Below are 21547 nucleotides of genomic sequence, written 5' to 3'. Positions count from 1 at the left end.
AGATGGCAAGCATAAAGGAGATCAATCAAGATGAGAAAAGGAACGTTGATTTCGGTAGCAGCGGTAGCGGCTATGACGTTCATCGTGTCTGCTTGCAACGGCTTAACTTCGAACAATGAACAAACTCCCGACCCCGCGGGGACAAAAGGAGAGCCGATCTTACTGACACTTCGTCATACGCAAGTGAAAGATACGCAGAAGAAGCGCTTCGCGATGCTGCAGGATGTAGTGAAAGCAACGGAGTTGAAGGTGCCTGGCTTATCGATTACATTAGATGGGGTGGAGGATAAGGTCAATCGCTTCGAGAAGCTGAGAGCGGAGATGGCGGCTGGGAATCCACCAGAAATATTCGACTTGTTTGGCGGAACGGATACGAAGGATTACGTCAAAGCGGGTAGGCTGCTTGATCTTACGCCCATACTGAATGAGCTTGGATTAATCAATAAGTTTTATAGCTTCGAGGAGTTTACGGTTAACGGTAACATTTATGGCATTCCAATGGCAGGGTACGTCGAGGGCTTGTACTATAACAAAAGGATTTTGGCGGATCATCAAATAAAACCACCTCAAACGTGGGAGGAACTGCTCGCAGCTGCCGCGATACTAAAGGCTCAGAAAATAACGCCATTTGCATTGGCGGCTAAAGATTCCTGGGTCATTAACATGATGATCAATACTATGTGGGTGCGTACGGCCGGTCCAAATTCTGTTATGGGCTTTTTGGATGGAAGCAAGCGATGGACGGATCCGGATGTTGTGGATGCTTTTGAGAAATATCATACGTTGATTCAAAAGGGGTATCTCCAGGAGGGCAGCTTAGCACTGGCATATGCCGAGCAGCAAAATAAATTTAGCAGCGGCGAAGCGGCTTTCATGTTCGATGGCAGTTGGGCGAATACGCCGTTGCTTGACCCTGAGAAGTCATCCATCGTAAAGGATGTAGGCTTCATGAGTTTCCCAGCTATGGGAGGGCTAGGAGATGGTTATATCAATGGAGGATGGTCTAATGCCTATGGATTCTCTAAAAAAGTGACGCCAAATCAGCTGGTGGCTATTAAGGAGTTTATCAGGCAAATGTATAACGAATCCATGCAAAAAAGACAGCTCGTCGAAGAAGGTATGCCACCTGCCATGAAGCTGCAGGATACGAGCAATGTAAACCCGCTGATTACGGAAATTTTGAATGTATTTGCTAGGAGTAAAGGTGCTTTCCCCGCATTCGACTCACGCATTCAAACGAAAGTTCGAGAAAAATTGGAGCGCGGTATGCAAGAATTAATAGGCGGAAGAACAGATCCGGCCTCCTTAATGGCAGACATACAGAAGCAGCAAGAGGCTTCGAATGAGGAAGAAACCCATACCAAATAGTAGGATGAGACATGAAAAAGATAGGAAGAAACCCATTTGCTTATGCGCTTTTTACGTTACCGACACTACTGCTATTCGTGATCTTTTTCTTATATCCCATGATCATGTCGCTGCGCTACGGATTCACGGAATGGAACGGAGTGTCGACGGCGAGATTTAATGGTTTGGATAATTTCGTTACTGCTTTTCAGGACAAATATTTCTGGATGGCTGTGCGGAATAACCTGTATTTCATTAGTTTTTCTGTTGGATTGCAAATCCCCTTTATACTCGGTTTAGCGCTTTTGGTAAGCAAAGTTAGGCGATGGACTAGCTTCTACAAAACGATGATTTTCCTCCCGACTATTCTTTCTACAGCTGTGGTTGGTGTACTATGGGGGTTCATCTATCACCCGCAGGCGGGGCTGCTCAATCAAGCATTAGAAGCTGTAGGGTTAATGACTTGGCAGCATGTTTGGTTAGCAGAGGAAGCGACAGCGATGGTCTCTGTGCTTGTTACCAACGCATGGCAATGGATTGGATTCTATGTCGTGCTGGTTTTATCGGCGATCTATGCTATCCCCAAAAATATCTTGGAAGCGGCTGAGTTAGACGGGGCGACAAGCCTGCGAGAGGCTTGGTCGATTACGCTTCCGCTGCTGCGTCCCGTCATCATGGTCATGATTTTGCTATCGATTACAGGAGCTATGAAGGCCTTAGACATCGTCTATGTGATGACTGGCGGCAATCCGTATGGGATTACAGAAGTGATGGCCACGTATATGTATAAAAAAGCTTATCGCATTGGTGAATATGGCTATGCAAATGGAATTGCCGTACTTATTCTCCTTTTAACCGGTATGTTAACATCCTTGTTTGGCTGGTTCACAAGGAAGCAGGAGGAGGTGCGATATTGAAGGGATTTCCCTATCGCCGTGTCTTCCTGCATGTTGTACTCATGTTGTACATAGGCATGATTTTGTTTCCTCTTCTTTGGGTGTTGAACTCCTCTTTTAAAACAAATAAAGAAATCATTGCCTCGCCATGGTCCCTTCCGGAGCAACTCTCGTTTTCGAATTATTGGAATGCCTGGACTGGAGCACATGTAAGTCATTATTTTACGAACAGTTTGGTGATTTCTGTGATATCTGCCATAGCAACGCTGTTTCTTGGTACGGCAACGGCGTACGCACTAACACGAATGGAATTTCCACGATTAAGCAAGTTCTTGAAGCGTATATTGATGCTCGCATTGCTTGTTCCCGCAGGTTCCTTGCTTGTTCCTTTATATATGCTGCTTCGCAGCATGCACGTATACAACACGCCGCTAGCCTTGATCCTGCCCTATGTAACGATGGGTTTACCTTTGACTGTGTTTATTTTTAGTGCTTTTTTGAAATCTATACCAAGTGAGTTAGAAGAAGCGGGAATCATGGATGGATTATCTATCTATGGACTTTTGTGGCGAGTCATTCTTCCAATAACGATACCTTCGCTCGTCACAGTTTTTATGCTTAATTTCCTCAGTAATTGGAATGAGTTTATGATGGCGAATCTGTTTCTAACGAAGGAAAAGTTTAGGACGCTTCCTGTAAGTATGGTAGCCTTTTACGACCAATTGAATATGAACTACGGTTCGCTATGTGCGGCAATCATGTTTAGTGTTATTCCAGTCGTGCTGATCTATTTTATTTTGCAGAAACGTATCATTGAAAGCATTAAATCTTAACTTACTCATTCAAGGAGCGTGTATTCATGTCATCTTCATCGCGCAATAACCAACATCCTTTAACTTTGCGTCAAAAAGTGGGTCAAATGTTTATTTGCGGCTTTGAATCTTTGGAACCAAATGCGTCCATTACCCAATTAATTGAGGATTACGGACTTGGCGGTGTCATCTATTTTCGTCGAAATGTAATAGATGCTCACCAATTGGCTCATTTGTCGGCTGAATTGCAAGCGATGAGTCAACGCAGCGGCGGATAGCCGTTATTCATTGCCGTAGATCAAGAGGGAGGTATGGTTTCCCGTATTGAAAAAGGAACAACTCTGCTGCCAGGGAACATGGCTTTAGGGGCTGCTTTTGCCCCCGCAGGTGTTTATGCCAGTTCAAAAGTGATGGGTAAAGAACTACGCCAAATGGGCGTGAACATGAACTTCGCCCCTTGTTTAGATATCAATAATAATCGATTAAACCCTGTTATCGGCGTACGCTCTTATGGTGAAACAGCTGTGCTAGTGGGTGATATGGGTACACATGCGGTGAAAGGTTTGCAGGATATGGGCGTTATAGCCACAGTCAAGCATTTCCCAGGGCACGGTGATACGTCAGAGGATTCTCATCATGACCTTCCCGTTGTTCCGCATAGTATGGAGCGATTGATGGAGCTTGAGCTAGCCCCTTTCATTAAAGCGATTGAAGGCGGTGTAGACGCTATTATGACTGCGCATGTCGTATTTGCGGCACTAGAAGAGAATGGCGTTCCATCGACGTTGTCGTATCGCATTTTAACGGAGTTGCTTCGTGAGAAGCTTCGTTTCAAAGGGTTAATTGTAACAGACTGCCTGGAGATGAAGGCGATCTCAGAAGGGATTGGTGTGGCGGAAGGTGCTGTTCAGGCCATTGAGGCCGGATCGGATCTTATTCTGGTTAGTCATTCACTGGATCGCCAAGTGTCTGCCATTGAAGCGGTTATTGCTGCGGTGGAAAGTGGACGGATTCCGGAGTCGCGAATTGATGAGTCCGTGCTGCGGATTATGACCTATAAATATAAGCGAGGGATTCGATATGATACGTTAGAACCCATCCCGACCGTACCTATCTCTACACCCGAGCATCAACTGCTTGCCAAAGAACTGAGCCGTAAAAGTATTACACGGGTTAAGGATGAAGTAGGTAAAGTGCTGGATCTGAACGAGCCGACCTTGGTCATTTGGACGGAAGTACAAACGGGAACTGAGATTGATGAAGTTGTGGAACGGAGCGGGACACTGGGCAGTGTCTTATCTGAGATAGCCGGAAAGCCTATTAAGGAGGTTTACTTGGGGCTATATCCTTCGGATACGGAGATAGCATCGGTTCTGGAAGCTTGTGAGGGTAACAAGCAAGTTGTCATTGTCACATATAATGCAACATTCTCAGCAGGACAAACCAGGTTGGTTAAAGAATTAGTTCAAAGGAAAGAGCCGTATGTTATCGTGGCTGCCGGGAGAAATCCTTATGATTTACTTGAATTTCCTGAGGTAAAGACTTATTATGCTTGTTATGAAAACCGTCCGCTTGCGATGGTTTCTCTTGCGAATGTGCTGCTTGGGAAAGAGAAAGCGGTTGGAAGGCTGCCTGTGACATTGTCGGAGGAGTATCCGCTAGGTTGGAGGCTGGATTGATGGGGAAAGGGGAAAAAGAGATGACATTGGAGCAAGACAATAAGCAGGATGTTTTTGTAAAGGGTAATAGCATGGAACAAGATGTCTTCGTTCGGGAGTATTTTGTTGGGGTAGATCTGGGAGGCACGAAGATGTTGGCCGCCTTGGTTGCGTACGATGGCAGCATCATCGCAAGAGAAGAGATCCCCACCCTTGCGCAGCAGGGGGAGGTAGCTGTGCTCGATCGGCTGGGTAACCTGATCGAGGGAATTCTCGCGGCTGTGCCCGGCAGCCGCAGTGCTCTCCGCGGTATTGGCGTCGCCACCGCGGGCACGCTCGATACGGCGAACGGTGTCGTCACCTTCGCCACGAATCTCGGCTGGCGCGACGTTGCCGTCGCCGCGGTGTTGTCGGACCGCTTCGCTTGCGAGGTCCGGCTCGAAAACGACGCCACCGCCGCAGCGGTCGGCGAATGGCTGGCCGGCGCGGGCGAGGGCGCGCCGGACTGTATATTCGTGACGATCTCCACGGGGATCGGCGGGGGCATCATCTCCGGCGGCCGCTTGATCGCCGGAGTCAACCATAACGCAGGGGAGCTCGGCCACATTTCCATTGATGGAAATGGGCCGCGCTGCCTCTGCGGGAATGTGGGGTGCCTGGAGCTCTACGCGTCAGGCACCGCCATTGGCCGCCGCGGCGCCGAGTATGTACGCCGCGTTGCGGGAGGCGACGGCGACGCTGCCGGCGCCCTCACGAGGCTCGCGGGAGGCGACCCTGACCGCGTGGATGCGCGGTTGGTCGCGGCCGCAGCCGCGGAAGGGGATGCCGAAGCAAGCGGCATCCTGCGTGAAGCGGGACGAGCCCTCGGCATCGGGCTCGTGAGCATCCTCCACCTGCTCAATCCGCAGGTGGTCATTCTTGGCGGCGGGGGCTTCGCACATCGGCGAGCCGCTCCTAGGACCGATGCGTGAGATCATCGAGGATCGCTGCCTGCCTTCGATTCTAAGCCCGGTCCGGTTCGTAACATCTGCTCTTGGATCCTCCGCAGGAGCTGTAGGCGCCGCCCTGCTCATGTCGAGGGATGGGCACTGAGTCATTTCAGTTTATGACTGGTCATATGACAAATTGCACTAGACGTTAGGCACCTTTTTCGATACATTAAATGAGGTTTATGAAACTTTCTTGGTTCCGATTACGTCGGAATGAAGTTGACGTTTTATTGACCAATCTATTGTCGAAGGGGTGTTTTTTTTCTATGTCTCAAACCGTATCTAATTCTGCGCCAACGATGCGTTCTTTTTTTGCAAATCGTTTCGTGCAGTCTATTATGTTATCGGGTCTTTTTCTCCAAATCGGGATTTGGATTCGTAACTTCGCAATTCTCCTCTACGTAACCGACATGACGAATAACGATCCTTACTCGGTTTCCTTGATTTCCGTTGCCGAGTTTGCGCCGATATTTATTTTCTCTTTCATTGGCGGTGCCTTTGCAGATCGATGGAGACCTAAGCTCACGATGGTCTGGTGCGATATTCTCAGCGCTGCATCAGTGTTTGTCATTATGGTTACCCTGTATTATGGTTCATGGAAGGCGATCTTTTTTGCCACATTAGTGTCGTCCATCCTGTCTCAATTCTCTCAACCGTCCGGGATGAAGCTGTTCAAGGTTCATGTGCATGAATCCCAAATGCAAATGGGGATGTCATTGTTTCAATCGATGATGGCTATCTTTATGATTTTGGGACCAATTATGGGGACTTTCGTGTACTATACCTTTGGAATCGAAGTCGCTATAGCGATCATGGGAATTTGCTTCGTGCTTTCAGCTCTTGTCCTAACGTTTCTACCATCTGACCGTAAAGCTGAAAAAGGATCAGAAGGACCATCCACGCATATTTTTGCTGAGATGGGCGAAGGTTTCCGGTATGTGCTCAAGAATAAAATGCTGGTCACTTTGGGAGGCTGCTTTGCCGTTGCCGGTCTTGCGATTGGTCTAATCAGTCCGCTTGGTATCTTTCTTGTTACGGAAAATCTAGGCTTGCCTAAAGAGAACTTGCAATGGTTTATGGCCACAAATGGTGTCGCGATGATTATTGGCGGAGGCGTGACGATGGGCTTTTCCAAAAAAATGTCGTCGCAAGCGCTGCTTATACTCGGGATGTCCGTAAGTGTCGTGGCGTTTGCAGTCATTGGCATGACACATCTCTTATGGGTAGCACTTTTGATGCAATTTCTGTCAGGGCTCGTCATGCCTGCAATCCAAATTGGTATCAATACAATGATACTTGGCAACACGGAAGAATCGTTCGTGGGTCGCGTGAACGGTATTCTGAATCCATTGTTTATGGGAGCTATGGTCATCACGATGAGTTTGGCCGGAAGTATCAAGGCTTCCTTCTCGCTTGAAACCATTTATCTAGTGAGTGCTGCTTTATTTTTAGTTGGGGTCTTCATTATGGTGCCTTCGTTAAAATATAAGCAAACTGTGGCCGCAGCCGAGTAGTGAGTGATGTACGAACCCTCCCGATTATCGAGAGGGCACATAAGAACATGGTTTCTACAAACGTAGAAACCATGGTTTTTTTACTGCAAGGACACTCGATTTCTGCTAGGATTATTCTAAAAGATATTAAAAGGTGTGTGAACGATGCTTCATTTGTTCGTCGATATGATTGAAAGGGTTGGATTCTTGATAGCGCTTGCATTTGCCTTTTCTCGCAGCCGCTGGATGCGCAGTTATATGAGTTATCAAGGTAACAGGACCTATCAATGGCGTTTTCTTTTCTTTTTCACTGCTTATGCGATTCTGGCCACCTACTCAGGTGTGACGGTTTCCGACTATACGTATCGACCGGCTCCATGGATCGGCGAAGTTTCCCCAACAGCGGCTATTGCCAATGCACGAACTGTTGGCGTCGTCATTGCCGGGTTGCTTGGCGGTGTGAAAAGCGGGCTCATCGTTGGTGTCGCAGCCGGCCTGCATCGTTATAGCTTGGGTGGATTTGTTGCCGTAGCCTGTATGATTGCGCCTATTCTACAAGGTGTCTTGGCTGGACTTTGCCGCAAAGCGTTCAAGAAACGCTTCCGTAAGGTGTCATCCATTCAACTCGCCTTTCTTGTTGGCTTCATGGCTGAAGCTCTGCAAATGGCACTCATTCTTGCGCTCGCCAAGCCCTGGGGGGACGCTGTAAACCTGGTTTCGCTCATTGGTTTACCTCAGACTCTCGCTAACAGCATCGGGGTGGCCCTTTATTTCGTGCTGTACAACACAATGGAGCGCGAAGAGGATCGCATCGGCGCAGAGCATGCTCATAAAGCACTGCAAATCGCGGATATGACGATGCCACTTTGGCGAATGGAATTCGAGAAGGCGGTACGTGAAATCGCGAAAGTTTTGAATGAGGAAATGAAGGCCGTTGGTGCATTTTTCAGCAAGAACGGCTCGGAATGGGTAGCTGAGGGAAGAAAAACAAAGCATTGGATCGACCTGTTTATTCATATTCCGAATCAGCGTCCTATTGGACAATTTCGCTTGTATTTCGAACGAGAGCAGGATGATAATCCATCTCGTAGACGAATGTTGTCCTCGCTTGCCGGTCTGCTTTCTCAGCAGTATGCGTTTGTCGAGTCCGAGAGACAATCGCAGCTGCTGGCCGATGCGGAGATTCGTTCACTGCAGGCGCAGATGAATCCTCACTTCCTATTTAATGTGCTGAACACAGTCAAATCATTTATTCGTACTAAACCGGAAGAGGCTCGTCAGATGGTGATGCACTTGTCTAAGTTTTTGCGCAAAAACATGAGCCATAGTAACCAGCGGATGATTACGATACGTGACGAATATGAATTGGTCATGTCTTACCTTAGCTTGATTAAATCACGTCTTGGGGATCAATTGGAATTTTATGCAGAAATCGATGAAGGGTTACTGGATCATCAGATCCCTCCGTTTACGATTCAACCTCTTGTCGAGAACGCTATTGTTCATGGCATCAAAAATAGGAAGGGAATCGGTGTGATCAAGCTTATGGTGAAGGAGGAACTGGACAACGGAAAGCGGCATGCGCGTATTACTGTCGAGGACAATGGAGTTGGCCTAGAAATCGCCCGGCTTCACAGTCAAGGGGAACATGCCGGTATGGCTTTGCGGAATATCGAACAGCGGCTAATTTACCATTACGGAAGAGAGCATCCACTCGAAATTGCGAGTAAGTCAGGCGAAGGTACAACAATTAGTTTTTGGGTGAGGTGATGGTTGGTGGGCTGGAATATCGTGATTGCTGATGATGAAGCGCCAGCAAGGGAAGAATTAGTATATCTCTTAGAGCAGTTCAAATGTGTAGACAGAGTGACACCGGCGACCAGCGGAATGGATGCAATTAAGAAGGTAAAAGAACAAGCGCCGGATGTCTTATTTCTCGATATGGACATGCCGGATCTTAACGGGCTTCAAGTGGCGGAAATCGTAGGGGAGATCAATCCGCAAGTGAAGATTGTATTCTCCACTGCGTACGATCAATATGCCGTCCATGCATTTAAGCTTCGTGCTTTTCACTATATGCTCAAGCCGTACGACGAAGAAGATATAGCTATCGTCTTCCGAGAGCTGAGTAAAATTCGAATGCAGAACGGACTGGGTGCCTTGTTCCAACCTTCCTCTGGAATGACCAGTGCAAAACTAGCTCTAGAATTGGATGATGGCATTATCTATGTGCCCCCAAAAGACATCACGTATATTAGTAAAGAAGTCAAACATGTACAGGTTCATCTTCACGATAAAGCCTATAACGTTTCCTATACATTAGTAGAGCTGGAACAAAAGTTGGAGCCATTCGGTTTTTTTCGCTGCCACAAAAGCTATCTTGTCAACCTGGCATCCATTGTTGAGATGAAGACCTGGGTCAACGGAGCTTACAATCTGCGGATGGATGACGCGCTGCGAAGCAGCATACCTGTTAGCCGAAATTATGTGAAGATGCTGCGTTTGAAACTCGAAATTTAACATCATAAGGCTCCAGTATGGCATGATGCGCTCCAGATGTTTCGCTCGGAAATCAAACAAGTTATACTCCTTGTAAGCGTTATCAACCAAGTCGATTGAAGAAAAAAACACTTACTAGGAGTGATAGTTATGAAAAACAAATTTACTTCGTATGTGATCTGGGGTGCGATTGCAGCGTTAGGTGCAGCTGGTTTCGCTATGCTCGCGCTATCGAATGGCGAGAAAATTTCTGCAGTTTGGTTAATCATTGCCGCTATCTGTACGTATGCTTTTGGTTACCGTTTTTACAGTCGGTTCATTGCTAAGAAAATTTACGAGTTAACTGACAAACGAGCAACCCCAGCCCATGTGCATAACGATTCCAAAGACTACGTCCCGACCAATAAATATGTACTTTTTGGCCATCATTTCGCGGCTATCGCCGGAGCAGGACCGCTTGTTGGTCCGATATTAGCCGCGCAAATGGGGTATTTGCCCAGTATTCTCTGGATTATTATCGGGGCCGTTCTTGCTGGCTGCGTACAAGACTTTGTGACCCTTGTCGGATCCATGCGTCGGGATGGAAAGTCACTCGGTCAAATGGCCAAAGACGAAGTCGGTCGATTCAGCGGTACGTTAGCGTCCATTGCAACATTAGCGATCCTCATTATTATCGTCGCAGTTCTTGGACTCGTCGTAGTGAAAGCGTTAGCTGAATCACCATGGGGCATGTTTACGATTGCCATGACCATGCCGATTGCCATATTTATGGGCTTTTATATGCGTTATATTCGACCTGGTAAAGTGATCGAGGGCTCCATCATTGGTTTCGTCTTATTGATGATTGCTTTATGGTCAGGACAGTACGTAGCGGAAAGTCCGATGCTGTCCCATATGTTCACCTTCACCGCTCCGCAAATCGCTATCTTAATGGTCGTCTATGGCCTGATTGCTTCCATTTTGCCGGTTTGGGTCCTTCTTGCACCGCGTGACTATTTGAGTTCTTTTCTGAAAATCGGTGTTATCATCTTACTTGCTGGTGGCATCATGGTCCTTTTACCGGAGCTGAAAATGCCGGCTGTGACCAAATTTATTGATGGAACAGGTCCCGTATTTTCCGGCAATTTATTCCCATTTTTATTCATTACAATAGCTTGTGGAGCGGTTTCCGGATTTCATTCTTTGATTTCTTCCGGTACGACTCCGAAAATGATTGATAGAGAAAGTCATGCGCCTTTTATCGGCTTTGCCGGTATGGCCGCAGAATCCTTCGTCGCCGTTATGGCATTGATCGCGGCATGCGCCTTAGAGCCCGGCATTTACTTCGCGATGAACTCTTCACCGGCTGTGATTGGAACCGATTCAGCTGCCGTCGCAGCCAAAATCTCATCATGGGGCTTCACGCTGACTCCTGATCAGATTACAAGCACAGCCAAAGCAATCGGTGAAAAAACGATCCTTTCGAGAACTGGCGGGGCACCGACGCTTGCCGTAGGTATGGCCGAGATTTTTTCAACGTTCCTTAATGGAGCCAAGGCATTCTGGTACCATTTCGCCATATTGTTTGAAGCTGTCTTTATCTTAACAGCTGTGGATGCCGGGACGCGCGTTGGACGTTTTATGCTGCAGGATTTGATCGGAAACTTCTACAAGCCATTTGGCCAAACGAAAGTATTCAAATACAATTTCATTGCTTCGCTGCTTGTTTGCTCGGCTTGGGGATACTTCTTGTATCAAGGGGCGATCGATCCGTTCGGAGGTATCAATTCCTTATGGGCGTTATTCGGAATCGCGAATCAAATGCTAGCTGCCATCGCCTTAGCCGTAGCCGTAACGATTATGATAAAAATGGGCAAAGCCCGGTACGCATGGGTAGGTATCCTTCCCTTTGCGTTCCTCTCCGTGACGACATTGACCGCCGGCTTCCAAAAAGCATTTTCCGATAATGCAGCTATTGGATTTTTAGCGGCAGCGAAGAAATACCAAGCAGGAATTGACAAAGGCCAAGTCATCGCGCCTGCTAAAAATATGGAAGTTATGCACCAGATTGTGACGAATAATTATATCGATGCAGGGCTGACGATCTTCTTCGGCATTGTAGTCATTCTGATGATTATCATCTCTTTACGGGTATGGTATACGATCATAATTCAAAAACAAAAACCTAGATTAAATGAAGCACCTTTTGTACAATCCACATTTGGAGCCTGATGCCATGAAAAAAATAACAAGCTTTACAAACAAGGTCAGTGCGACAATCAAGGTTATTTTCAATATCCCTGACTATGAAAGATACTTAAAGCATCAACAGGAGCATCATTCCAATGATACACCTTTGACTGAAAAGGAGTTTTACATGCTTTCCCTTCATGAACGTTATGAAAGCGGTAAAATTAATCGCTGCTGCTAAAGAGAAACGGAGCATTACGGGAGGAATGAACCCGAGATGCTCCGTTTTTATTTTTTTATAGAAATGGAGCTCCGGCTTCCTTGAAAGCATGCTTCATTTCCGGTGTTATGGCTGAATCGCTGATAATACCGATGGTTTCTTGGACTTCCCCTATCACAAACAGGGAGCTTCGGCTGAACTTAGAATGATCGGCAACCAGGTAAGTTTCCATGGACTGCTTCATCATGCGTCGATTGGTCTCGGCTTCCAGCTCATTATAAATCATCATGCCACGAGATAACGAGACACCGTCCACACCCATGAATGTTTTGCGAATGCTGAGATTTTCTAACGTTGCATTGGCGAGTGGTCCCGACAGCTCGAAGGTTTGGGTGCGAATTACCCCACCAGTAAGGATAAGCTGCAGTCCCGGCGTTCCGATCAGTTCATAGGCGATATTAACCGCATTCGTGATTACGGTAAGGTTCTTGAATTGGTTAAGCTTTTTAGCGATAAATGTCGTCGTTGTACCACCGGTTAAACCGATAATATCGCCATCCTCGATGTAGCGCAGCGCCTTGTCGGCGATTTCTTTCTTCTCATCGGTGTAGAGGTCCATTTTGTTGAAAAAAGGGACTTCGACCTTCAAGCTTTCAAGCACAGCGCCTCCGAAGGTGCGGATGCAGCGCTTTTCTTGTTCGAGTATCTCTAGATCACGTCGAGCCGTTGCTTCCGATACAGCAAACTGCTTAACGATATCGTTTAGGGCAATGGAGCCTTTATCTTTAATGGCTTGCATAATCGCATCGCGGCGAATGTCTGTCTTTCCCATGGTACCTCCTAAGAGCAGATCCTTATTCTTCCTGTAGATAACGCTTACGTATATCTTATCATTCAATGGATAAGCCGTCCATCGGATGGCGCGGAAGAATGGAGGTGCGGAGCCGTGATCCGTCACATAAGGGTTGCTAGAGACTCCTATTTGAGTGGAAAGTACCTGAAAAGCAAAAATAGCAGTCTCTAGAGGCTCTTTATCTGCTCAGATTTAAACCAATTTAAGCTCAATCTGCCAAATAAGAGTCTTCAGAGACTCTTATTTGAGTGGAAAGTGCCAGAAAAGCAAAAATAGCAGTCTCTAGAGGCTCTTATCTGCTCAGATTTTATCCAATTTAAGCTCAATCTGCCAAATAAGAGTCTTCAGAGACTCTTATTTGAGTGGAAAGTGCCAGAAAAGCAAAAATAGCAGTCTCTAGAGGCTCTTATCTGCTCAGATTTAAACCAATTTAAGCTCAATCTGCCAAATAAGAGTCTTCAGAGACTCTTATTTGAGTGGAAAGTGTTAGAAAAGTAAAATCCGGCAGGTGATTATCCGCAAACACACAAAGCCCCCCGGCCCAATATCGGCCGGGGGGCTTCAAACGGCACACAAACGGTGCCGCAAAGGTTGCGCAGCTGCTACACCGTCGCTGCGGTTAAATCAAGCCATGCCAGCTCCTGCGCAGACAGCACAAGCTGCGCGCCGTCACGGCATGAGAGCATTTCGGCTTCGCTGCGCGGGCCAATGAGCGCGCATGCCGGGAACGGCTGGCTCAGTACATAGGCGAGCGCGATTTGGATCGCGCTGACGCCTTTTTCCTGCGCCAGCTGTTCGGCGCGGCGCAGCCGCGTCCAGTTCTCGTCGCTATAGAAGACACGGACGAGGTCGGCGTTTTCGCGGTTCTCCGGTGTGAACCGTCCAGTGAAAAATCCGCGTGCCTGCGAAGACCAGGACAGCAGTGGAAACTGCTTGGCTTCATGCCAGCGCAGCGCCCCTTCATCGGTTGAGACGCAGCCGGCCCAGAATGGCTCGTTCGCTTTGGCGAGGCTAAGGTTAGGGCTGCTAAAGCTGAAACCAATTAGACCATGCTGCTCAGCATAATCTGCTGCTTCTTGCAGACGTTCATGTGTCCAGTTAGACCCGCCAAACGCGCGGATTCTTCCAGCTTCCACATGTTCATTCAGCGCTTCGAGAATTACGCCGACCGGTGTTGCCGGGTCATCGCGATGAAGCGCATAAAGATCAATGTAGTCAGTACGCAGTCTCTCAAGACTAGTGAACAGGTCACTGCGAATCGCTTCCGGATTCACTCGGGGCCCGTTAGCATCATGATGTGCGCCCTTGGTAAAGATATTGATGTCATCGCGATTGCCCATCTCATCCAGCCAAATCCCAAGAGCTTGTTCGCTTTGGCCGCCACAATAGATGAACGCAGTGTCAATCGTATTTCCGCCGATAGACAGATAATGCCCAAGGATATCACTGACTTCTTGACCATTGTCCAGTCTAAAAAAGTCCGATCCCATGATCAGTTTAGATACGGGTTTATTTAATCCTTTAATCTGAATGTGTTTCATATGAAAACATCCCTGCTTTCTTTTTAAATGATTATTGATTAATCACAATTCGCGAGCGCTCTCTAGCTGACTTCAGACACGCATCAATCACTTTCATGTTGCTAATAGCATCACTCGCTGGGAAGCGAGGTGCTTTCTCACCCCAAGCAGCATAAGCCATGTCGTCCGCTTGCAGTGAATATTGGTTCAGGAAGGGAACCTCTTCTTCACGTTGATCATTTCCTACAAATACTTTAAAGTGACCAGATTCTTCAGTTGGCGTTATAAAAGCCGAAGGGATTTCAATGCGTCCCAGCGTACCTAACACTTCAATTTTATTTCGGAAAGCGGCCCACATCCCGCAATCAAAGGTTAGCGCAACATTGCCGCTAAATTCAACTAAGCCGGACATCATCATATCGACATCATCATGCTCAGGTGAGAAGAAAGCATGGGTGGTTACAGCCTCAGGTTCTCTGCCTAACAGCATTCTTGCTGCACTTAATGGGTAACAGCCTACGTCATAGACCGCGCCGCCCCCCCACTCGCGTACGAAGCGAACATTTTTGCTATCACCCGGATTACAGAAGGTAAAAACACCATGAATTCCGCGAATATCACCGATTTCACCCGAGTCCATAATGGCTTTGATCCGCTCGTACCGCGGGTGGTGTCTATACATGAAGGCTTCAGCAAACAGCACCCCGGCTTGTTCGCAAGCCGTGACCATTTCTTGAACATCATCTGCCGTAAGAGAAGCTGGCTTCTCGCAAAGTACATGCTTACCAGCCTGGGCAGCACGAATCGTCCACTCTTTGTGCAGATGGTTCGGAAGCGGTATGTATAAGGCATCAATATCCGGATCCTCGATCAATTCTTCATAACTGCCGTAAGCCTTAGGAATATCTAGCTTAGCAGCAGTTTCCTGTGACTTCTGCAAATTGCGGCTGGCAATAGCGCTTACAATACCAGTTTGAGACTGCTTGATACCAGGAATACAAGCCTTAATGGCAATATTGGCGCAACCTAAAATCCCCCAACGAAGCTTTGTCATTACAGCACTTCTCCTTTTATAAAATATATAATAACGGTATATTGTTATTATAAAACGAGTTATTTAAAATGAATATGATAATATATTGCACCTAGTATCGGAATATTGTCATTAGAAGAGGAGACGTTAAGGATGCAAAGGCATGTCATGCTGCCAAGGCTGCAGCAATCTTCTCATTTCATTTTTCCAGAATCAGTTGGCTGGTATCGGGATCTTCCCAATCATTCTGTCTATCGATCCGAAAGGTTATGCGAGACTTTTAGCTTGCATTTCATCGTTTCAGGTAAAGGGTACGTCGAAATTGAGGGGGAACAGTATCCCATTCAAAAAGGGGATGCTTTTCTGTATTTTCCGTACCAAGAACAAAAATACTACAGCTCGAAGGAAGATCCTTGGGATGTCCTATGGGTTCATTTTGATGGAAATCATATCAAGGAGTTTATGCTGGAAAGAGGATTTCTGCGTACCTTGTGGACGTTAAAGCGATGGAATGAGCTTGAAGTAGCGTTTCACGAACTGCTGCTGGAGGCGGAGACGAATAGCATTCTTCGGACAACGAATCTCTCGACGCTGACGTATAAGATATTGTGCGAATTCATGAGCTATGCGGCGCCTTTAACGGGAAATCGCGGGATGGAATCTGTGGATCGCATTCTCGCCTTACTTCCCTCGATGCAGCAAAAAGCCTGTGAACCGTTCATCTTGGAAGAGTGGGCGGAGCTCACAGGCGTAAGCACATACTATTTCTGCAAATTGTTTCGTAAAGCCATGTCGATGACACCGCTCTCCTTCATTACTCTTTGCCGTATTCAATTCGCTAAGCAGCGTTTAATTGAAAAGGAGAACTGGCCGATCAAAGACATCGCCAAGGAGTCAGGTTATGCCAGCGCGAGTTATTTCAACCAGCGGTTTCAAGAACATGAAGGAATGACGCCAAGCGAGTTTCGAAGCTTCTATGCCAAAAGCTTATTTGGATAGGCGAGAACGAATTGGTTTCCCGTCCCAAATGAGTTCGGTAACCGCTTGGCGCGCTTTCACTTCCGGTTCTTCCAGCAGGAGGAAGAAGTTCTTCGTAGGTAATTCACCGAGTTGATGCTTGGCTGAGAGCATGTCCAAGTAAGGACGCATATTGTCTAATTGACCCGACATATTGCTGCTGCCTTGCTGGGAGAATGCATAGAGTACACTAGCTATTGGCGCACGTTTCACGCGGAATTGTTCGGCAGCCCGTAAGAAGAAATCCCAGTCCCAATAATGAAATACGTTCGTGTCAAAAGCGCCCAAAGCCTTGATAACCTCGGGACGAAATATACAACCGGAAGAGAAGAAGGTGGAAAACCTGCGCATCGCAGGCACATCGAATTCATAAGCAAATACGAACCGATCTGTGATGGAACGGGCGTTATTTTCATAAACATAATCGAAAATTTCTACGTCTGGATAGACGAGGTCATAGCCTTCAATTTCTTGCAGCATGCGCTCGATATGGATCGGGAGCAGCAGATCATCATCATCACAGAGCATGATGTAATCGCCTTTCACCTCTTGCAATCCGCGGTTGCGCGCATGAACGTGCTTCAAGTTTTGCGGCATATTGACGATCTGAATAGCCAGTTCCGGATATAATTCCTGAATGAAATCGACAGAGGGGCCGCAATCGTTAACGATGATGATTTGCAGGTTTTTATACGTTTGGCGGTATAATGATTCTGCGAGCTCAGCGAGTTCAATTTGGCGATTATACGTAGGGATAATGATGGACACTAATGGCTGATAGGACATGAAAAAGCGCACCTCCGAATTATGGTATTTTAAGCTTACCTCAATTTCGGTGTACTTCTCAAATATAAGTGATAAAGAATAATTAAGATTACGCTTACGAAGCCAGTTTTCTTCGAAAACTTTAAGGAGGTTCCTAATGCTTGAAGTACCGTATACAATTATAAGCTTTACCGATCTTCATTTATGGAAAAAAGATCGCTTTCTAAGCGCTTTGATTGGTGATATCGACGCCGTTGCGCTGCTCAGTTTGGATATTTTCGATACGCTATTATTTCGTACATGTGCGAGTCCCTCAGACGTTTTTGTTCTTGTTGCTGAAAAAGCACACCGTATTGGCTGCCTGAAAGCGTCCTTATCGCCAGCTGCTTTCAAAGAGATGCGGATTCGTGCTGAGAACAATGCACGAGATCGGCAATCTGTTTTAACGGGCTTTGGCGAGGTCACATTGGAAATCATTTATGCTGAGATGCCTGAAGGAATCTGTATCAAGGATAAGATGGCTCAAATAGAAGTCGAGATCGAAGCGGAAGTTTGCTATGTAAACCCGCATGTGGCGTCATTGTTAGCTGCTTGTAAAAGCAAACAGATCCCGATAGCCTTGCTATCGGATATGTATTTATCCTCAGAGCAGCTGCGCTGGATTCTTGCATCAGCAGGTCTAGATTTATCAAGTGTGGATACGCTGCTTGTTTCTTCGGAGGAGCATGAAGGGAAGTCATCGGGACATTTATTCGCTCGGTTGAAGGAACTTTACCCACAGATCGAGAGTCACGCTATTGTGCATATTGGTGACAATATAGCCGCAGATGTGGAAGGTGCCTCCAAAGAAGGGATAAGGAGCGTACATTACAATGTCGTTCCTGAATATTTCGAGAGCTTGCATCACTGGGAATATGTTAGACATGGACATGTACTGCCGGAATGGAAATCCTTGCGGAAGTTAGCGGAAGCCTCGGATATGACGGTAGGAATGGGCGAGCTGGGCCGGGTATTTTATAATTTGGGTACCAGTGTAATAGGACCATTCTTGCAAGCCCTGTGCGAATGGGTCATTGATCAATGCGTGGATGAAGGCATCCGGACAGTACATCCTTTGATGAGAGAAGCCTATTTGTTAGCTCCGATGCTTGAAAATGCTGCGCGTATTCGAGGTATTGACCTCCAAATTAAGCCGATCTATGTTTCCAGACAAGCTACTTTTTTGGCAGGATTGGAGAGCTTTGGTGATGAAGAGCTAGCGTCTTTGCTAGGTATTCACGGTTTGAAATTAGGCGAGCTATTCGAGGTGCTTGATATCAGCGAGGAAGGCGTTCATTTTGAAGCATTTTTGGAGGAAAGAATTGAGAATTGCAAGTATATAATAGGTGAAAATGGAAGCTCAATCAATGATCAAGTGGGGGCTTTTCTACGAAGTGCATCCATACAAAATAAAATTTTGGCATCTGTGCAGCGGCATAGGCAGCTTTTTGTAAGTTATTTGAAGCAAGAATTCGGTTCGCCTGAACGGTTGGTAACGGTCGATATTGGCTTTCATGGAACCATTCAGAAATCACTGGAAAAAATCGTGAGCCTAGCGGGACATAAGCCGCAAATGACGCATTTGCTTGCTGTTGGTGCTAATCGGCTGGATGAGCTGAGCATGCGTGGTATGGATATACGTGGTATGCTGCGCTCGGGTAGCGGAGGAAGTGAAGAGGGAAAACGTATCGCAAGGACGCCTGCCTTTCTGGAGGAGCTCATGATGGGCGATTTCGGTTCGACGCTGCGTTATGCTGAAGGTGAGCTCGGTCAAATCAGACCGTTTACGGCAGAGCTGAAACGTTCTGACGAAGAGTACGCGATGAAACGAGCGTGTCAAGAAGGGGCAATGGTGTTCCAAAGTTATTATGCCTATCTGCTGCAGCAAAAAGAGGGGCGATTGCAGCGCGCATCCTTACAGCCAGTAGAGTGGAGCAAGCCGCTGCACCGTGTTCTCGATATGCCGAGGCCCGAGGAAGCGAGATTGTTGGGAGATTTGACGCATCAGGACAATTTCTGTACGGAGTACATTGCACCGATTTGTGAAGATGTGGCGGAAGAATGGTTCGTGCAAGGGCCAGAAGCATTTTTGAATTGCTGTAACTATGGGCCCTCGATCTTGAATGCGAATTGGCCGCAGGGCCTTGTGACTAGACGATTTCCTTATTATTTATATAAATTCTATTTGCGGCTTCAAGATGGGTTCGGCAGCCAGGTGATGTTGTTTGAGACGATCCAAAGGGTGAAAGAGGATGGCTTAGTGGCTATTCATCTTTATGGAACGGGGGCTTTTGCCGAGCAGGCCTTGAAGATGGCTTGGTTTCATGGTCTTCAGATTCGTTACTGGATTGATCCGCTTGTGGGATTGGATGCGGCGCCTTGGGGGCGGTTTGCTTATGTTACTTTGGAACAGGTGAGGGATGGGGGGATTGAAGATGAGACAGGAACTGCCCCTCACACTTTCTTGATCGCGACGTTATCTGATATGAAGGAATATAAGAACCATATTTTGCGTGTATATCAGGGTAGTGGGGTAACGCCGATCTTTTACGAGCTTCGTCCTTAAAAATTACACCTAAAGTCATTGAACCAAATCGATGGATGGAACATCTTAATTAGTGATCTATTTGCTTGCAGGATGATCCTATTTTTGGTTGAAAAAGGAAGGTGAATGGGATGAAGCAAAAGTTACTTAGCTTGTTTCCCGTGCTTTATCGCTTGCGAATTGCTCAGTTAAGACTTAAACGGCATTTCTTAAATTTGAATCCATCGATTACTTATGCTAAGCATAGAGTTGACCATTCGTTTCCCTATACTTGCAAAAAACACCAATCCTTACTGCGAAGAAAGCTCGGTTCTTCCGATCCCATTTTACAAGAAAACAAAATTACAAATCTAAGGATTAGCGTTGGACGTATGGATGGCATTGTGATTCGACCGGGTGAAACCTTTTCCTTCTGGAAATTAGTTGGGAAAACAACGTCGGCTAAAGGCTACATTGAAGGTCTGCTATTATCGCAAGGCGGTGTGAAGCGAGGTGTCGGAGGCGGGATATGCCAGTTGGGCAATTTACTGTTTTGGATGGCTTTGCATACCCCACTTCAAGTCGTGGAGCGGCATCACCATAGCTTTGATCCATTTCCGGATGATCATCGGGTTCTGCCTTTTGGGAGCGGAGCGAGTGTATTTTACAATTATATAGACCTGCGCATTTATAATCCTACCCAGCATGCTTTCCAGTTCCGGTTGTGGCTGACTGATGAGCATTTGAAAGGCTCTGTACATTGTGACGTGCTTTTACCGCATGCCTACCATATGGAAGAGAGAAACCACCGTTTTCTTGAAAAAGATGGCCGGAAGTATCGTGAAAATGAGATTTGGCGCAAAGTGATTGATAAAAGAACAGGAAAGACTGCAGCGGAGGAACAAATGATACATAACTTCTCGGAAGTGAAGTATGACTTGTTCAATACGTCTTAAGAAGGTACTAGTTGAAGTTAGTACTTTTGGAAAAGATAATGGCGAGGTAACCTGAGTTTATAGGTAATAACAAGGGGGACTAAACCATGCAGACCATTTCATTCTCTAAAAATCGGTTTTTGCAAATGATGATCATTCTGTACGTAGGGATATGGATTTGGCTGGCGGTGGAGCCTTACAGCAGGTATGACTGGGTACTGGAAAACCTGCTGATATGGGCAGCGCTAATTGGACTTGTAAGTACGTATAAGTTTTTTTCATTTACAAATCTGTCTTATGCATGGATTGCTTTATTCCTGGTGCTGCATACGTTTGGGGCTCACTATTCGTATAACGAGAATTGGGTAGATGTTTGGTTGAAGCTAATTCTTCACTCGGAACGTGATCATTATGATCGCTTGGTACATTTTAGCTTTGGATTGCTCCTCGCCTATCCGATTCGGGAAGCGATGAGCGCATGGACGCGGCTAGGCAGAAAATGGCTTTATGTGATTACCTGTGTCATCGTTTTGGCGATGGGGGCTTTTTATGAGCTTATTGAAATGTGGGTTGCGCTGCTTGTGGCTCCTGAGATTGGAACGTTGTTCCTCGGAACACAAGGTGATCCCTGGGATACGCACCACGATATGGAGCTTGCTCTGTATGGAGCGGTGATTGCTATGGTTGTTACTGCGGTTTGGCGTAAAGTGCGGGTGGGTAGTAAGTAAAGTAAAGAAAGCAGGATTATGAGATTAAGTAGGGAAATGTGAGAGCAGGT

The 21547-nt window shown here is 46.7% G+C and carries 19 protein-coding genes; 15 read left to right on the top strand and 4 right to left on the bottom strand.

Going from position 1 to position 21547, the window contains the following annotated elements; all coding sequences use genetic code 11:
• Window positions 1-30: 30 nt before the first annotated feature.
• The 11 genes from QFZ77_RS32320 (at window position 31) to QFZ77_RS32270 (ending at window position 12104) form a co-directional block, all read left to right on the top strand.
• Window positions 31-1368: an extracellular solute-binding protein gene (locus QFZ77_RS32320; protein ID WP_307446355.1), complete on the top strand. Its 1338-nt coding sequence runs from the start codon at window positions 31-33 to the stop codon at window positions 1366-1368.
• 11 nt (window positions 1369-1379) lie between these two features.
• On the top strand, window positions 1380-2264 hold the full coding sequence (locus QFZ77_RS32315; protein WP_307446353.1) for a carbohydrate ABC transporter permease: 885 nt from the start codon (window positions 1380-1382) through the stop codon (window positions 2262-2264).
• The gene (locus QFZ77_RS32310; RefSeq protein WP_307446351.1) at window positions 2261-3076 is read left to right on the top strand and encodes a carbohydrate ABC transporter permease; all 816 of its coding nucleotides are present in this window, start codon (window positions 2261-2263) and stop codon (window positions 3074-3076) included. Before QFZ77_RS32315 ends, QFZ77_RS32310 begins: the two co-directional genes overlap by 4 nt.
• A 26-nt stretch (window positions 3077-3102) precedes the next feature.
• The gene (locus QFZ77_RS32305) at window positions 3103-3333 is read left to right on the top strand and encodes a hypothetical protein (protein WP_307446347.1); all 231 of its coding nucleotides are present in this window, start codon (window positions 3103-3105) and stop codon (window positions 3331-3333) included.
• Between the two features lie 9 nt (window positions 3334-3342).
• Entirely contained in the window at window positions 3343-4734 is a 1392-nt protein-coding gene (locus tag QFZ77_RS32300; RefSeq protein WP_307450021.1) for a glycoside hydrolase family 3 protein, read from the top strand.
• On the top strand, window positions 4734-5684 hold the full coding sequence (locus tag QFZ77_RS32295) for an ROK family protein (RefSeq protein WP_307446344.1): 951 nt from the start codon (window positions 4734-4736) through the stop codon (window positions 5682-5684). Before QFZ77_RS32300 ends, QFZ77_RS32295 begins: the two co-directional genes overlap by 1 nt.
• A gap of 284 nt (window positions 5685-5968) precedes the next feature.
• Window positions 5969-7216, top strand: a complete 1248-nt coding sequence (locus tag QFZ77_RS32290; RefSeq protein WP_307446341.1) for an MFS transporter — start codon at window positions 5969-5971, stop codon at window positions 7214-7216.
• A 144-nt stretch (window positions 7217-7360) separates the two neighbouring features.
• The gene (locus QFZ77_RS32285; protein WP_307446338.1) at window positions 7361-8965 is read left to right on the top strand and encodes a LytS/YhcK type 5TM receptor domain-containing protein; all 1605 of its coding nucleotides are present in this window, start codon (window positions 7361-7363) and stop codon (window positions 8963-8965) included.
• A gap of 6 nt (window positions 8966-8971) precedes the next feature.
• A complete protein-coding gene (locus QFZ77_RS32280; RefSeq protein ID WP_307450018.1) occupies window positions 8972-9715 on the top strand; it encodes a LytR/AlgR family response regulator transcription factor in 744 nt (247 codons plus the stop codon).
• A gap of 129 nt (window positions 9716-9844) precedes the next feature.
• On the top strand, window positions 9845-11905 hold the full coding sequence (locus QFZ77_RS32275) for a carbon starvation CstA family protein (protein WP_307446335.1): 2061 nt from the start codon (window positions 9845-9847) through the stop codon (window positions 11903-11905).
• A gap of 4 nt (window positions 11906-11909) precedes the next feature.
• The gene (locus QFZ77_RS32270; protein WP_307446331.1) at window positions 11910-12104 is read left to right on the top strand and encodes a CstA-like transporter-associated (seleno)protein; all 195 of its coding nucleotides are present in this window, start codon (window positions 11910-11912) and stop codon (window positions 12102-12104) included.
• 55 nt (window positions 12105-12159) lie between these two features.
• Here the strand turns inward: QFZ77_RS32270 and QFZ77_RS32265 are convergent, their stop codons facing one another.
• From QFZ77_RS32265 to QFZ77_RS32255, 3 genes are all read right to left on the bottom strand, one after another.
• Window positions 12160-12915 (bottom strand): DeoR/GlpR family DNA-binding transcription regulator, encoded by a 756-nt coding sequence (locus QFZ77_RS32265; protein WP_307446328.1) that lies wholly within the window; start codon window positions 12913-12915, stop codon window positions 12160-12162.
• A 623-nt stretch (window positions 12916-13538) separates the two neighbouring features.
• On the bottom strand, window positions 13539-14477 hold the full coding sequence (locus QFZ77_RS32260) for an aldo/keto reductase (RefSeq protein ID WP_307446323.1): 939 nt from the start codon (window positions 14475-14477) through the stop codon (window positions 13539-13541).
• Window positions 14478-14508: 31 nt separating this feature from the next.
• Window positions 14509-15510, bottom strand: a complete 1002-nt coding sequence (locus QFZ77_RS32255; RefSeq protein ID WP_307446320.1) for a Gfo/Idh/MocA family protein — start codon at window positions 15508-15510, stop codon at window positions 14509-14511.
• Between the two features lie 132 nt (window positions 15511-15642).
• Between QFZ77_RS32255 and QFZ77_RS32250 the strand changes: the two genes are divergently transcribed.
• The gene (locus QFZ77_RS32250) at window positions 15643-16488 is read left to right on the top strand and encodes an AraC family transcriptional regulator (RefSeq protein WP_307446317.1); all 846 of its coding nucleotides are present in this window, start codon (window positions 15643-15645) and stop codon (window positions 16486-16488) included.
• On the opposite strand, the gene QFZ77_RS32245 is transcribed toward QFZ77_RS32250, so the two are convergent.
• Window positions 16477-17292 (bottom strand): glycosyltransferase family 2 protein, encoded by an 816-nt coding sequence (locus QFZ77_RS32245; protein WP_307446313.1) that lies wholly within the window; start codon window positions 17290-17292, stop codon window positions 16477-16479. The two genes, QFZ77_RS32250 and QFZ77_RS32245, sit on opposite strands and share 12 nt — an antisense overlap.
• A 136-nt stretch (window positions 17293-17428) precedes the next feature.
• On the opposite strand from QFZ77_RS32245, the gene QFZ77_RS32240 reads away from it, so the two are divergent.
• From QFZ77_RS32240 to QFZ77_RS32230, 3 genes are all read left to right on the top strand, one after another.
• Complete coding sequence (locus QFZ77_RS32240; protein ID WP_307446310.1) at window positions 17429-19876, top strand: HAD family hydrolase; 2448 nt, start codon at window positions 17429-17431, stop codon at window positions 19874-19876.
• 110 nt (window positions 19877-19986) lie between these two features.
• Window positions 19987-20790, top strand: a complete 804-nt coding sequence (locus tag QFZ77_RS32235; protein ID WP_307446307.1) for a VanW family protein — start codon at window positions 19987-19989, stop codon at window positions 20788-20790.
• 86 nt (window positions 20791-20876) lie between these two features.
• Window positions 20877-21497 (top strand): DUF2238 domain-containing protein, encoded by a 621-nt coding sequence (locus QFZ77_RS32230; protein ID WP_307446305.1) that lies wholly within the window; start codon window positions 20877-20879, stop codon window positions 21495-21497.
• The last annotated feature ends 50 nt before the right edge of the window (window positions 21498-21547 follow it).

The sequence above is a fragment of the Paenibacillus sp. V4I3 genome (assembly GCF_030817215.1).
Taxonomy (GTDB): domain Bacteria; phylum Bacillota; class Bacilli; order Paenibacillales; family NBRC-103111; genus Paenibacillus_E.
The sequence above is the reverse complement of the archived record's forward strand: the minus strand, read 5'-3'. Positions and strand labels throughout refer to the sequence as shown.